This is a genomic window from Silicimonas algicola (assembly GCF_003970735.1).
GTDB classification, from domain to species: domain Bacteria; phylum Pseudomonadota; class Alphaproteobacteria; order Rhodobacterales; family Rhodobacteraceae; genus Silicimonas; species Silicimonas algicola.
This window is the reverse complement of record NZ_CP034588.1, coordinates 2,260,955-2,274,137: the sequence shown is the minus strand read 5'-3', so window position 1 is coordinate 2,274,137 and position 13,183 is coordinate 2,260,955. Positions and strand designations below refer to the sequence as shown.

General features: G+C 65.8%; 11 protein-coding genes and 1 tRNA gene. 7 read left to right on the top strand and 5 right to left on the bottom strand.

Features of this window, described 5'->3' with window-relative positions; all coding sequences use genetic code 11:
• Window positions 1–85: 85 nt before the first annotated feature.
• The 3 genes from EF888_RS11290 to EF888_RS11280 all read left to right on the top strand — a co-directional run bounded on the left by EF888_RS11290 (window position 86) and on the right by EF888_RS11280 (window position 2,382).
• The gene (locus EF888_RS11290) at window positions 86–712 is read left to right on the top strand and encodes a Hint domain-containing protein (protein ID WP_109758496.1); all 627 of its coding nucleotides are present in this window, start codon (window positions 86–88) and stop codon (window positions 710–712) included.
• A 123-nt stretch (window positions 713–835) separates the two neighbouring features.
• Complete coding sequence (cheB, locus tag EF888_RS11285) at window positions 836–1,888, top strand: chemotaxis-specific protein-glutamate methyltransferase CheB (protein ID WP_109758497.1); 1,053 nt, start codon at window positions 836–838, stop codon at window positions 1,886–1,888.
• On the top strand, window positions 1,885–2,382 hold the full coding sequence (locus EF888_RS11280) for a chemotaxis protein CheD (RefSeq protein WP_109758498.1): 498 nt from the start codon (window positions 1,885–1,887) through the stop codon (window positions 2,380–2,382). Before cheB ends, EF888_RS11280 begins: the two co-directional genes overlap by 4 nt.
• Here the strand turns inward: EF888_RS11280 and EF888_RS11275 are convergent.
• From EF888_RS11275 to hemB, 5 genes are all read right to left on the bottom strand, one after another.
• Window positions 2,379–2,702 carry a phosphoribosyl-ATP diphosphatase gene (locus EF888_RS11275; RefSeq protein WP_109758499.1) on the bottom strand — a complete coding sequence of 108 codons (324 nt, stop codon included), beginning with the start codon at window positions 2,700–2,702 and terminating at the stop codon, window positions 2,379–2,381. The genes EF888_RS11280 and EF888_RS11275 overlap by 4 nt on opposite strands.
• Window positions 2,703–2,774: 72 nt before the next feature.
• Window positions 2,775–3,536: an imidazole glycerol phosphate synthase subunit HisF gene (gene hisF, locus EF888_RS11270; protein WP_109758500.1), complete on the bottom strand. Its 762-nt coding sequence runs from the start codon at window positions 3,534–3,536 to the stop codon at window positions 2,775–2,777.
• A 10-nt stretch (window positions 3,537–3,546) separates the two neighbouring features.
• Window positions 3,547–4,428: an aldose epimerase family protein gene (locus EF888_RS11265; RefSeq protein ID WP_109758501.1), complete on the bottom strand. Its 882-nt coding sequence runs from the start codon at window positions 4,426–4,428 to the stop codon at window positions 3,547–3,549.
• A complete protein-coding gene (locus EF888_RS11260) occupies window positions 4,425–5,234 on the bottom strand; it encodes an S-methyl-5-thioribose-1-phosphate isomerase (protein ID WP_109758502.1) in 810 nt (269 codons plus the stop codon). Before EF888_RS11260 ends, EF888_RS11265 begins: the two co-directional genes overlap by 4 nt.
• A gap of 66 nt (window positions 5,235–5,300) precedes the next feature.
• The gene (hemB, locus tag EF888_RS11255) at window positions 5,301–6,290 is read right to left on the bottom strand and encodes a porphobilinogen synthase (protein ID WP_109758503.1); all 990 of its coding nucleotides are present in this window, start codon (window positions 6,288–6,290) and stop codon (window positions 5,301–5,303) included.
• Window positions 6,291–6,409: 119 nt separating this feature from the next.
• Between hemB and EF888_RS11250 the strand changes: the two genes are divergently transcribed.
• The 4 genes from EF888_RS11250 to EF888_RS11235 all read left to right on the top strand — a co-directional run bounded on the left by EF888_RS11250 (window position 6,410) and on the right by EF888_RS11235 (window position 12,746).
• The gene (locus tag EF888_RS11250) at window positions 6,410–6,943 is read left to right on the top strand and encodes a component of SufBCD complex (RefSeq protein ID WP_109758504.1); all 534 of its coding nucleotides are present in this window, start codon (window positions 6,410–6,412) and stop codon (window positions 6,941–6,943) included.
• A gap of 56 nt (window positions 6,944–6,999) precedes the next feature.
• Window positions 7,000–10,476, top strand: coding sequence for a transcription-repair coupling factor (gene mfd, locus EF888_RS11245; protein WP_109758505.1), 3,477 nt, complete (start codon window positions 7,000–7,002; stop codon window positions 10,474–10,476).
• A 53-nt stretch (window positions 10,477–10,529) separates the two neighbouring features.
• A tRNA-Leu gene (locus EF888_RS11240) sits at window positions 10,530–10,615 on the top strand.
• Window positions 10,616–11,237: 622 nt separating this feature from the next.
• A complete protein-coding gene (locus tag EF888_RS11235; protein WP_109758506.1) occupies window positions 11,238–12,746 on the top strand; it encodes a sensor histidine kinase in 1,509 nt (502 codons plus the stop codon).
• Window positions 12,747–13,183: the final 437 nt, after the last annotated feature.

Genomic DNA, 13,183 nt, shown 5'->3' with positions numbered 1-13,183 from the left:
GCCACCTCATTGTTCGGGTGGCGCGTCCCGGTCAAAGTGACCGCCAGTGGCGGATGTGCGTGTGTGTGTACGAGTAGAGGTCGTAATGAGTAAGAATATCGCTCCGGACACCGGAGAAAGATCCCGTCTTTCGCGTGTCGTCAGCAGGATGACAACGGGACGGACGACCCGGCGCCAGCCCGTTGACGCCGAAGGCCACCCCCTCAGCCCCGCCGACAGCGAAAGGCACCCCCGCGAGCGCGCCGCTCCGGCCGCCGTCCGCGAAGAGGGTCTCGACACCTGGCCGCTTCCCGGTCTCGCGCCGATGACGCGTGTGCGGACCTCCTTCGGCGATGTCCACGCCGTCGCGCTGCGCAAGGGCGATCCGGTCCTGACGAACACCGGCGACTATCGCCCGATCGTCTGGCTGAACCGGATCATGCTCGACGAGCACATCCTCCGGCTCAAGCCCGACTGCAACCCGATCGTCATCGGCGCCAACGCCCTTGGACCCTCGGCGCCCGCCTGCGAGATCCAGGTGTCGCCGCGCCAGGTCATCGCCGGCGATCACCGCTCGGGCCTATCGGGCTCTCGCGAGGCCTCGATGCTCTTGGCCCGGCCCGGCGTCCGCCGCCTTCAGGAATCCGGCCTCAGCTACACCATGTTCCATGTCGGCGAAGCCGCCGAGATCTATGTCGAGGGTCTCTACCTGCGCTTCCCGATCGAGACCTGACGACACGAAAAAGGACGCTACGGGGAGGTGGGCGGCTTCGGCCGCCCCTTCCTTTTCGGGGTAACCGAATCTTAGACCGCCCCGTGCCACAAACCGCCCCAGCGTCGAGGCAGGGGACGGCAGATGAGTTTGGTCGGGACCACGACCGGCAGGAAGGTCAGGGTCGTCATCGTCGACGACACCCGCTCGATCCGCGCCATGATCCGCGCCCTTCTCCAGCGTTCGCCCAGGATCGACGTCGTGGGAGAGGCGGGAGACCCCTATGAGGCGCGCGAACTGATCCGCGCGCTCGACCCCGACGTCATCACGCTCGATGTGGTGATGCCGCGCATGGACGGGCTGTCGTTCCTCGAACGCCTCATGCGGCTTCGGCCAATGCCCGTCGTCATGGTCTCGACCCGAACCACGGAAAAAAGCGCCGAGGCGGTGAAGGCCCTGTCGCTCGGCGCCGTCGATTGCGTCGACCTAGCGACCCTCGGCGCAGACGGCAACGTCGACCTGGCCGGAACGGTGCTGATGGCGGCGGAAAGCCGGTCCACCGGCCCCTCGCTGCGCGAGCGGGTGAAGGACGGCGGCCGACTCGACTGGAACGGTCGCATCGTCGTCATCGGAAGCTCGACGGGCGGTGTGGACGCGCTGATGAACGTGCTCTCGCACTATCCCGCCGACGGCCCGCCCACGGTCATCGCGCAGCACATGCCGGCTGCCTTCCTCGAAAGCTTCGCGCAGCGCCTCGACCGCCACTCTGCCCCTCGGGTTCGCCTGGCCACCGACGACGCGATGCTCGCACCCGGCGAAATCTTCCTCGCTCCGGGCGGCACCTTCCACGCCGCCCTCGATCGCCGCGACGCCTTGCGTCTGCGCCTTGTCCCCCACGACGGGACCGAGGCTTACGTTCCGTCCGTCAACGTCCTCTTCTCCTCGGCTGTCCCGCACGCGCCGCGCATCCTCGCCGTCATGCTGACCGGCATGGGCCGCGACGGGGCCGAGGCGATGAAGGCGCTTCACGACGCGGGCGCCCGCACCATCGTCCAGGACGGCGAGACGGCGGTGGTCGACGGGATGCCGCGCGCCGCGCGCGAACTGGGCGCGGCCTCCGAAGTCGCGCGGCTCGGCCAGATCGGCCCCCGCATCCTCGCGCAGGTCGGCGCGGACGGACGGGGGATCGAGCCATGACCAACCTCTACATCGCGCAGGGCGAGGACGCCGTCGGCCGGAGCGAGGATATGGTCATCACCACCATCCTCGGCTCGTGCATATCGATCTGCCTCTGGGATCCGGTGGCGGGCGTCGGCGGCATGAACCACCTCCTCTTGCCCGAGATGCATCAGGCGGGCAGCCTTTCGACCTCGGGCGCGGTGGCGATGGACCGGCTCATCAACCGCATGATGCCTTTGGGCGCAGTGCGGCCGCGACTGCGCGGCAAGCTTTTCGGCGGCAGTTCGATGCTTCAGGGCCGTACCGACATCGGCGCCCGCAACGCGGCCTTCGGGCAAGCCTACCTCAAGACCGAAGGCATCCCCTGCGACGCCGAGAACGTGGGCGGGACGCGGGCCCGCAAGCTGCGCTTCTTTCCGGCGACGGGTGTCGCGCAACTGAAGTTCGTCGAGGAAGCGCCGCGTCTCAAGACGCCGAAGGTAATGCCGTCGAACGACGTCGAGCTGTTCTAGTCGGCGCGAGAGGCTTTCTCGGCAAGGCCCGAGGTACCTTCGCGGCGTTCGAGCTCGGCCAGAACCTGCGCCAGCGACACGTCACGCGCCGCGAGCATGACCAGGAGATGGTAAAGCACATCCGCCGCCTCGGCCGTCAGCCGGTCCCGGTCGCCGCGCACGGCTTCGATCACCGCCTCTACTGCCTCTTCACCGAACTTCGCGGCCGCAGCCTCGGGACCCGCCGCCAGAAGCTTGGCGGTCCAGGACGTCGCGGGGTCGGCGCCCCTGCGAGCGTCGATGGTGGCGGCAAGGCGGGACAGGGCGTCGCGGTCTGACATGACCCTTCCCGTCGCGCGGGTGAGATGCCTTGTCAAGGCGCTTGGCGCACCGTCTTTGGCTTGCTGACCCCGCTAGGACAGCCGGACCGGAATGCCGGCCGCCGCCATGTGCGCCTTGGCTTCCCCGATGGTGAAGGTGCCGAAGTGGAAGATCGACGCGGCGAGGACGGCGCTCGCGTGGCCCTCCGTCACGCCTTCGACGAGGTGGTCGAGCGTCCCCACGCCTCCGCTCGCGATCACCGGCACCGAGACGGCGTCCGCCACCGCGCGCGTCAGCGGCAGATTGAACCCGGCCTTGGTGCCGTCGCGATCCATCGAGGTCAGAAGGATCTCGCCCGCACCCTTCGCCACGACCGTCCGGGCGAAGTCGACCGCGTCGATGCCCGTTCCGCGCCGCCCGCCATGGGTGAAGATCTCCCACTTGCCGGGGCTGACGGTCTTGGCGTCGATGGCAACGACGATGCACTGGCTGCCGAACCTGTCGGCCGCCCGCGCCACCACGTCGGGATCCGCGACGGCGGCGGAGTTGAAGGACACCTTGTCCGCCCCCGCCAGCAGGAGATTGCGCACGTCGTCCACCGACCGCACACCGCCGCCCACGGTCAGGGGCATGAAGCAGTGCTCGGCCGTCCGGCGTGCGAGGTCGTACATCGTGCCGCGGTTCTCGTGCGTGGCGTGGATGTCGAGGAAGCAGAGCTCGTCCGCACCGGCGGCGTCATAGGCGATGGCGGCTTCGACCGGATCGCCCGCGTCGATCAGGTCGATGAAGTTGACGCCCTTCACCACGCGGCCGTCGGCCACGTCGAGGCAGGGAATGATGCGGGTCTTCAGCATGGGATGCGGTCTAGCTCCGCGAGAAGCGATATGTCGAGAGCTGGCGGTAGGTCTCGCCCCGTTGCAGCAGGATCGACGGGAAAGCCTCGTGATGCGGCGCGTCGGGCCAGTGCTGCGGCTCGATGGCGAGGCCGACCGGGCTTCCGGCATAGAGCTGAAGTCCCGGCGCATCCGTCTCGATCTCGAGGACGAGGCCGCTGTCGGCGACAAGCCGGACGGCGGGGGCATCGGAAAGGCAGAAGTTGTGGTCGATCTCGTGCGACGGCTCTTTTGCCTTGCGCAAGTCGAAGATCGTGCCGTCGACGGAGGCGATATCTCCGGTCGGAATTTTGTCCGCGTCTATCGGGAGATAGCGGTCGGCGCTCACCTCAATCCGCTGTCCCTCGCGGCCCGTCCGGTTCAGCGACCAGTAGGGATGAAGGGCGAGGTTAACCAGCGTCGGCGCGTCGGTCACCGCCTCGAAGGCCACCGAGAAGCCCTGCGGCACCAGCCCATAGCGCACCGAGAGGCGGCGGTTGCCAGGGAAGTCGTCGGCGCCGTCGGCGATGGAAAGCGACAGCTCCAGCGTGTCCTCCGTCTCGCGCGTCACCTCCCAGGTCTTGGTGTTCACGCCCTTGGCGCCGGAGTGGCAGATCGTGCGCCCGTTCTCGTTCGGGACAAGCTTGTGAACCGTGCCGCCGACCGGGGCCTCCGCGCGGGCGAGGCGGTTCGCGACAGGGCCCACGACCGCGCCGTAGTTCTTCTTGGCGCCGAGCGCGTCTTCGACGGTCTCGCAGCGCGCGAGATGCCCGCCTTCGCCGCCGATCCGTACGTCGTTCAGACGCGCGCCGATGGTCCAGATCTCGAGGCCGACGTCGTCTTCGCCGAGGGTGAGAATGCGGTTCTGGGTCATGCGGCTTGCTCCGGGAAGAGGGTGGCGAGGGCGTGGGGGGCCACGACGCCTCGCTCGGTGATGAGAGAGGTAACGAGGCGGGCGGGAGTGACATCGAAGGCCGGGTTGCCGACCGGGGCCTCGGTGACGCGCAGGCGCGAGAGAGCGCCGTCGGCGTCGGTGCCCTGGATCTGGGAGACTTCCGATCCGGCGCGTTCCTCGATCGGGATGGATGACCCGTCCGTCATCGTCCAGTCGATGGTGGGCGAGGGCAGGGCGACGTAGAACGGCACGCCGTTGTCCTGGGCGGCGAGCGCCTTGAGGTAGGTGCCGATCTTGTTGCAGACGTCGCCGCCCGCCGTGGTCCGGTCGGTGCCGACGACGACCATGTCGACGAGGCCGTGCTGCATCAGGTGGCCGCCCGCGTTGTCGGTGACATAGGTGTGGGGGATGCCGTGAGCGCCAAGTTCCCAGGCGGTCAGCGCGCCCTGGTTGCGGGGGCGCGTCTCGTCGACCCAGACGTGAAGGGGGATGCCTGCGTCATGCGCCTGGTAGAGCGGCGAAGTCGCGGTGCCCCAGTCGACGGTGGCGAGCCAGCCGGCGTTGCAGTGGGTCAGGACGTGCATCTGCGCGGCGATGCCGAAGGCCGCCGTCGCACCGATCAGGGGCGCGCCCCGGACCCACATGTCGCGGATCGCGGTCTCGAAGTCCTGGAGCGTGTCGAGAGGCACGACGCGAAACTGGTGCGGCAGGCAGCGCTGGTCGATGATCCTGACCTCGCCGGCCTCGATCCAGATCGAGCGGTAGTGCCTTTCTCCGACCTTCACGCGCCTCTCCCGCTGGCGGTTTCGCACGCGAAACCAATGAATTCTTCGTTAATCCTTAACCAATCATCACGCCATCGCGCGGGCCGCGTCGACCGCGAAATAGGTCAGGATCCCGTCGCAGCCGGCGCGCTTGAAGGCCATCAGGCTTTCCATCATGGCACGGTCGCCGTCGATCCAGCCGTTCAGGGACGCGCCCTTGATCATCGCGTATTCGCCCGAGACCTGGTAGGCGAAGAGCGGCGCCTGGAAGGTCTGCGCGACCCTGCGACAGATGTCGAGATAGGGCATGCCGGGCTTGACCATGACCAAGTCGGCGCCTTCCTTCAGGTCGCGCTCGATCAGGCGCATCGCCTCGTCGGTGTTGCCGGGATCCATCTGGTAGGTCTTCTTGTCGCCCTTCAGCAGACCCGACGCGCCGACCGCATCGCGGAAGGGGCCGTAGAAGGCCGAGGCGTACTTGGCGGCGTAGGACAGGATGCAGGTGTCCTGATGTCCCGCCGCCTCCAGCGCCGTCCGCATGGCGCCGATGCGCCCGTCCATCATGTCGGAGGGCCCGAGGATGTCGGCTCCGGCCTCTGCCTGTGCCACAGCCATCTTCACCAGCGCCTCGACCGACTCGTCGTTCACGATGACGCCGTTCCGCACGATGCCGTCGTGGCCGTTGATGTTGTAGGGATCAAGGGCCACGTCGGTCATCACCGCCATGCCCGGCACCGCGTCCTTGATGGCGCGGGTGGCGCGGTTCGACAGGTTGTCGGGGTTCCAGGCCTCTTCGCAGAGGTCGGTCTTGAGCGACGTGTCGATGTAGGGAAAGAGGCAGATCGCCGGGACGCCGAGATCGTACGCTTCGCGCGCGGCCTCCACGACGCGGTCTATCGTCAGGCGCGCCACGCCGGGCATCGAGGGGATCGGCGTCTCGTCGTCGTCGCCCTCGCGCAGGAAGACGGGCCAGATCAGGTCGTCGACCGAGAGCGTCGTCTCGCGCACGAGCCGTCTCAGCGCGTCGGTGCGCTTGGTGCGGCGGAACCGCGTTGCGGGGTAGGAGCCTGTGACCATGCGCTGCCGCCTTTGTGCCGTAGGGATGGACAATTGCGGTAGCCCTGGTGCCGAGGGTGGTCAAGCCCGGTGGCTTTGCCTAGTGTCCGGCTCGAAGTCAGTGTCGGGGCGCTCTGGACGTGAATCTCTACGATACCGTGTTCGAAGTCATCGATATGCGGTCCTTCTCGAACCTGTGGTACTGGATCGGTCTGGCCGTGCTGTGGTCGTCGGTCAGCCATTGGGTCATCGGGGTTCCCTATGACACCGTGATCCGCGCCCGGCGCGGCAAGACGCAGGACGCGATGCGCGACCTCCACGACCTCGTGCGGGTGAACGTCAACCGCATCCTCTACATCGCCGAGGTGTCGGGAACGCTGATCGCCCTGATCTGGTCGGCGCTTCTGACCATGCTGGGCCTTGCGGCCTTCGTCTATCAGGTGGAGTTTGCGACGGCGGTGTTCCTTCTGGTGGCGCCGATGTCGATCCTGACGCTGATGACGGTCCGCACCGCGCATCTGATCCGCGAGAACGAAGACAGGGGCGAGGCGCTGATACGACGCCTGCTGCGGCACCGGATCGCCACACAGGCGCTCGGCTTCCTGTCGATCTTCGTCACCGCGATGTACGGCATGTACACGAACCTCTACGTGGCGCCCTACAGCGGCTTCTGAGCGGACGCCGTTCCGCCAGTTGACACGGCCCCTGAAGCCGTTACCTCCGCACAACCATGTCCGACCCCCGCCACATCACCGTCAGCGGCGCGCCCGAAGGCTTCGACGCCCGCCTGATCCTCGCCGAGCTGGACGCTCGGGGCGGGGCGGTCGTGCATGTCGCGCGCGACGACAAGCGGATGGCGGCGATGGCCGAGGCGCTGGCCTTCTTCGGGCCGCATATCCCGGTCGTGCGCTTTCCCGGCTGGGACTGCCTGCCTTATGACCGGGTGTCGCCCAATGCCGACATCTCGGCCACGCGGATGGCGACGCTGGCGGGGCTGGTCCACGGGATGCCGTCGCGGTTCGTGCTGCTGACGACGATCAACGCTGCGACACAGAAGATCCCGGCGCGCGAGGTCTTGCGCGAGGCGGCCTTCACGGCGCGCGTCGGCGACCGGGTGAACGAGGCGGCGCTGCGGCAGTTCCTGGTGCGGATGGGCTTCGTTCAGGCGCCGACGGTGACCGAGCCGGGCGACTATGCGATCCGGGGAGGGATCATCGACATCTATCCGCCGGGAGAGGCGGGGCCGGTGCGGCTCGATTTCTTCGGCGACGTGCTGGACGGGGCGCGGCGGTTCGACCCCGAGACGCAGCGCACGACCGACACGCTGAAGCTGGTCGAGCTGGCGCCGGTGTCCGAGATCATCCTCGACGAGCCGTCGATCACGCGCTTCCGGCAGAACTATCGCCTGGAATTCGGCGCGGCGGGCACCGACGACCCGCTCTACGAGGCGGTCAGCGCCGGGCGCAAGCACGCGGGCGTCGAGCACTGGCTGCCGTTCTTCCACGAGCGGCTCGAGACGCTGTTCGACTATCTGCCGGGCGCCACGGTCACGATGGACGACCAGACCGACGCCTTCCGGCTGTCCCGGTGGGAGGGCATCGCCGACCAGTACGACGCGCGGCGCGAGGCGATGACGGCGAAGGGCCGGGTCGACACCGTCTACAAGCCCGCGCCTCCAGGCTCGCTCTACCTCGACGACGCGGGATTCTCGAAGGCTGTGGAGGGTCATCGCGTCCTGCGCTTCAGCGTCCTGCCGCAACCTGTGGGGTTGAACGTCACCGATGCCGGCGGTCGGGTGGGGCGCGATTTCGCGCCGGAACGGCAGCAGGAAAGCATCAGCCTCTTCGGCGCGCTGGCCGCCCATATCGGCGCGAGGCGCAAGCTGGGGCAGGTGATCGTCGCGGGCTATTCGGCAGGCGCGCGCGAACGGCTTCAGCACCTGATGGAGGACGAGGGCGTCGAGGGCGTCCGCCTCATCGAGGATTTCCGCGACGTCCCGGACGGCAGGGGCGGGATCTTTCTCGCGGTCTGGGCGCTGGAGCATGGGTTCGAGGCTCCGGCCTCAAGCAGCGGAGCGGTAGGCCAGAAGGCCGATGGACTCACGGTCATTGCCGAACAGGACATCCTCGGTGACCGTCTGATCCGCGGCGCGAAGAAGAAAAAGCGGTCCGAGAACTTCCTGACCGAGCACCAGAGCCTGACGCCCGGCGACCTCGTCGTCCACGTCGACCACGGCGTCGGCCGCTACATGGGGCTGGAGGTGGTCGAGGCGCTTGGTGCGCCGCACGAGTGCATTCACCTCGAATATGCGGGCGGCGACCGGCTGTTCCTGCCGGTCGAGAACATCGAGCTTCTGTCGCGCTTCGGGCACGAGGAAGGGCTTCTCGACAAACTGGGCGGCGGCGCCTGGCAGGCGAAGAAGGCCCGGATGAAGGAACGGATCCGGCAGATCGCCGACCGTCTGATCCGCATTGCGGCCGAGCGTTACCTGCGCAAGGCGCCCGTCCTGACGCCGCCCGACGGCATGTGGGACGCCTTCTCGGCGCGCTTCCCCTACCAGGAGACGGACGACCAGCTTCGCGCCATCGACGACACGCTGTCCGACCTGGAAGGCGGCATCCCGATGGACCGGCTGATCTGCGGCGACGTCGGCTTCGGCAAGACCGAGGTCGCCATGCGCGCGGCCTTCGTCGCGGCGATGTCGGGCGTGCAGGTCGCGGTGATCGCGCCAACGACGCTTCTGGCCCGCCAGCACGCGGCGAGCTTCCGCGAGCGCTTCCGTGGCTTTCCGGTCGAGGTGCGTCAACTGTCGCGCTTCGTCAGCGCCAAGGACGCCGAGAAAACGCGCGAGGGGCTGGCGCGGGGCACGGTCGACATCGTCGTCGGCACCCACGCGATCCTGGCGAAGTCGGTGCGGTTCGCCAACCTGGGCCTGTTGATCGTCGACGAGGAGCAGCACTTCGGGGTCAGCCACAAGGAGCGGCTGAAGGCGCTGCGTTCGGACGTCCACGTCCTGACGCTGACCGCGACGCCCATTCCGCGCACGCTTCAGATGTCGCTGACGGGGGTGCGGGATCTCTCGGTCATCGGCACGCCGCCGGTCGACCGGCTGGCGATCCGCACCTATGTCAGCGAGTTCGATACCGTCACCCTGCGCGAGGCGCTTCTGCGCGAGCATTATCGCGGCGGGCAGTCGTTCTTCGTCGTCCCCCGCATCGCCGATCTGCCCGAGATCGAGGCCTGGCTGCGGGACAACGTGCCCGAGGTCACCGTCGTCGTGGCGCACGGCCAGATGGCGGCGGGCGAGCTAGACGACCGGATGAACGCCTTCTACGACGGCAAGTACGACGTGCTTCTGGCCACGACCATCGTGGAATCTGGCCTCGACATCCCGACGGCCAACACGATGATCATCCACCGCGCCGACATGTTCGGTCTGTCGCAGCTCTACCAGATCCGGGGACGCGTGGGCCGGGCCAAGACGCGGGCCTATGCCTATCTCACGACGAAGCCGCGCCAGAAGCTGACGCTTCAGGCCGAGAAGCGGCTGAGGGTGCTGGGCTCGCTCGATTCGCTCGGAGCGGGCTTCGCGCTGGCCTCGCAGGACCTCGACATCCGGGGAGCCGGCAACCTGCTGGGCGAAGAGCAGTCGGGCCACATCAACGAGGTGGGCTATGAACTGTACCAGTCGATGCTGGAAGAGGCGATTTCCAAGATCAAGTCGGGCGAGATCGAGGGGCTGTCCGAGTCGGACGAGCAGTGGGCACCGCAGATCAGCCTGGGCGTGCCGGTTCTGATCCCCGAGGAGTATGTGCCGGACCTCGACGTGCGTCTGGGGCTCTATCGCCGCCTGTCCGGGCTGACGACCAAGGTCGAGCTGGAAGGGTTCGCCGCGGAGTTGATCGACCGTTTCGGTGCGCTGCCGAAGGAGGTCAACACGCTGCTTCTGGTCGTGAGGATCAAGGCCGAGTGCAAGAAGGCCCATATCGCACGCTTCGATACCGGGCCGAAGGGGGCCACGATCCAGTTCCACAACGACAAGTTCCCGAACCCTGCGGGCCTCGTCGCCTTCATCCAGGACCAGAAGGGTCTGGCGAAGGTCAAAGACAACAAGATCATCGTCCGCCGCGACTGGTCGACGACGAAAGAGCGCGTGCAGGGCGCCTTTGCGGTCGTTCGCGACCTGGCGCAACAGGCGCAAGGCTAGGGGCGGAAGACCCTTTTCAAGAGGACCGCCCGCCGGTATTCAGGCCCCGGTGCGCCCGAGTGGCGGAATGGTAGACGCAGCGGACTCAAAATCCGCCGATGGCAACATCATGTCGGTTCGAGTCCGACCTCGGGCACCAGTTTTTCAAGATGTATATATTTTTTATGCACTTGAAGCATTCTGGAGTGTTAGTTCCACCTCTTGGTCGAAGGCGTCCTTGCCGGCCGAGGACCGTTCGTTCGAATCCCCTGCGCTCCGCCACTTGCCCTCGCGAAAGCGTTCTCCCGATCCGGCTGCGGCCGGATTTTTCCGTTGTTTTCGAGGGTTATGCGGGATGGGCTGAGCACCGAGCCCGCCGCTAGGACGCCCGTAAGCGATCTCTCAGGGCCGATATTCTCTGGACCTCATGACTGCGCCAATTTAGTCCAGAGCTCGTAACTGACTGAATATTTGGCATTTTGCATAGAGGAAACCTGAACACTTCGACGCCGGTGGCAGTCAGTGGGTTGGGCCTGAAATCGAACCTTTGCCCGCAGCCTTGTCCCCTCTCGGCAGTTGACATGAGCGTGGTAGGTCACATCCCGATGTGGGATGAGCCTCAAGCGTCGGCTCAACTCCTTTGCGAACGCCCGTCGACAAGAACCTGTTCGAATATTTGCATTGCGGCGCCCTCCACGCAGGATACCGTCAGCCCGAGGCAATCGATGGATAACCAGCCCCGACCGCAACGATGTTTCCTGATCAAGTTGTGAGCAAACGCAATGATGCAGCACGTCTCCAATACGCCGTTGCCGGTCGCCTATCTCGCAGCGCCTGACGCCCTGGAGGACGGACTGCGTCTTGGTGGTGCCGGCGTCTGGCGTTGGAAGATCGACAGCGAGCGGCTGGAATGGACGCGGAACCTCGAAAGTGTTCATGATCTTCCACCGGGCTCTTTTGATGGGACGCTGGCGAGCTTCCAGCGCGACCTGCATCCCGACGATGCCCCCCAAGTCTGGCATGAAATTAAGGCGAGCATCAAAACCGGGGATCCGTATCGTGCAGTTTACCGCACTGCTCCACGCCCGAACGCACCCGAGATCTGGATTGAGACCTGTGGTGGTGTCACCACAGCCACCGATGGTTCCCGGTACTTGACTGGAATCTGCATGGATGTGTCCGAACGTGTTCGAGACGAGCGCCAACTGGAGCGGCGTCTCGCCCAGCAACATGCGGTCGCCAGCTTTGGCTCGTTTGCGCTCAACGAAGAAGACTTTCAGAAAGTGCTGGATGAAGCAGTTCGGGTTGCCGCGGACGTGCTCCAGGCTCCGCTGACGAAGGTGCTCGAGTTCGCCGAGACAGCGGAACATCTTATTCTTCGTGCTGGCATCGGATGGGCAGAAGGCCTCGTGGGGCAGGGGGAGGTTGGGATCGATCTCGAGTCACAGGCGGGCTACACGTTAATGGCAAAAAGCCCGGTGATTGTGAGAGACCTGCAGTCAGAAACACGCTTCAGCGGGCCTCAGCTTCTGCACGACCACGGCGTCCGAAGCGGTGTGTCGGTGGTCATTCCCGGCTCGAACACGCGTCCATTCGGTGTCTTCGGTATCCATGCACGAGTGCTTCGAGACTTTGACCAGACAGACGCAGAGTTCCTCCAGTCTCTGGCCAACATCCTTGCGGGGGCGGCACGGCAGGTGGCGGCTGCGGAGCATCGTATGTTGCTGGTACGCGAAATGGCCCATCGCGCAGGCAACCTCATGCAGCTGGTCAGCAGCATCGCGGGCCAAACCTTTAGCGGGAATCCGGACATAAAAGTTGCCAGGGACTCCTTCAGCGCGCGGTTGAGTGCGCTTGCACGCTCGAACTACGTGGTCTCACAAGGCGGTTGGACATCGACGCGTTTCCTGGAATTGCTTGAAGAAACCCTGAGACCGTTCGAACAGCGCATTGAAATGAAGGGGCGCGACGTTTTGTTGCCGCCTGAGCTTTGTTTCGACCTCGGACTTGTCCTGCACGAACTGGCCACGAACTCGGTGAAGTACGGCACGCTTGGAAAAGATCAGGGCACGGTGAGCGTCTTTTGGTCCTATGCCCGACGTTCGGACGGCACGCGTCTGTTCCAGTTTACCTGGGATGATCCTCATTCGGATTCCGAAGCGCCACCCCAGGGTACAGGGTTCGGCTCGAAGCTCATGAACGCGCTTGTCGAAGGAAAGTGGCGCGGTGCGCTGTCCATAGATCAGGCTCCGAATTTCAGGGTCAAGATGGAGATCCCCGTCCCCCACTGATCAGGCATTCGGAGTCACGGACGCGAGACACAAAAGCCCCATAATGCCACGAACCCAGGCGACGATCGATCTCGGTAAAACTCCCCGAACCGCGCCGTCCCGAAGCGATCTCCCGATCCGGCTGCGGCCGGATTTTCCCCTTGTTTTCGGGGGTTATGCGGGGGGGGGGGGGGTCGAGCACCGGCTCCGGCGCTGGGAGGCCCGAAGGCAGTCTTTCAGGGCCAAAATTCTTCGGACCTGATGGCCGCGTCAGTTTGGTAAATAGATAGCTAAGGCATTGCAATACTTCGGTTTCCTGTCCGGCCTAGATGTGACGTTCGATTTTTAGGGGCGCCCTTTGGTTCAAGACCAGGCTCCAACAGAACTTTGGGTCATATGGTAGAATGCACGAATATGGGTTGCGGCGAAAAGCGGTCATTCTCTGTGGATGGCTCGAA

Coding starts and splice junctions, on each gene's coding strand:
- EF888_RS11290 (WP_109758496.1), top strand. CDS start 86: ATGAGTAAGAATATCGCTCCGGACACCGGAGAAAGATCCCGTCTTTCG.
- cheB (WP_109758497.1), top strand. CDS start 836: ATGAGTTTGGTCGGGACCACGACCGGCAGGAAGGTCAGGGTCGTCATC.
- EF888_RS11280 (WP_109758498.1), top strand. CDS start 1,885: ATGACCAACCTCTACATCGCGCAGGGCGAGGACGCCGTCGGCCGGAGC.
- EF888_RS11275 (WP_109758499.1), bottom strand. CDS start 2,702: ATGTCAGACCGCGACGCCCTGTCCCGCCTTGCCGCCACCATCGACGCT.
- hisF (WP_109758500.1), bottom strand. CDS start 3,536: ATGCTGAAGACCCGCATCATTCCCTGCCTCGACGTGGCCGACGGCCGC.
- EF888_RS11265 (WP_109758501.1), bottom strand. CDS start 4,428: ATGACCCAGAACCGCATTCTCACCCTCGGCGAAGACGACGTCGGCCTC.
- hemB (WP_109758503.1), bottom strand. CDS start 6,290: ATGGTCACAGGCTCCTACCCCGCAACGCGGTTCCGCCGCACCAAGCGC.
- mfd (WP_109758505.1), top strand. CDS start 7,000: ATGTCCGACCCCCGCCACATCACCGTCAGCGGCGCGCCCGAAGGCTTC.
- EF888_RS11235 (WP_109758506.1), top strand. CDS start 11,238: ATGATGCAGCACGTCTCCAATACGCCGTTGCCGGTCGCCTATCTCGCA.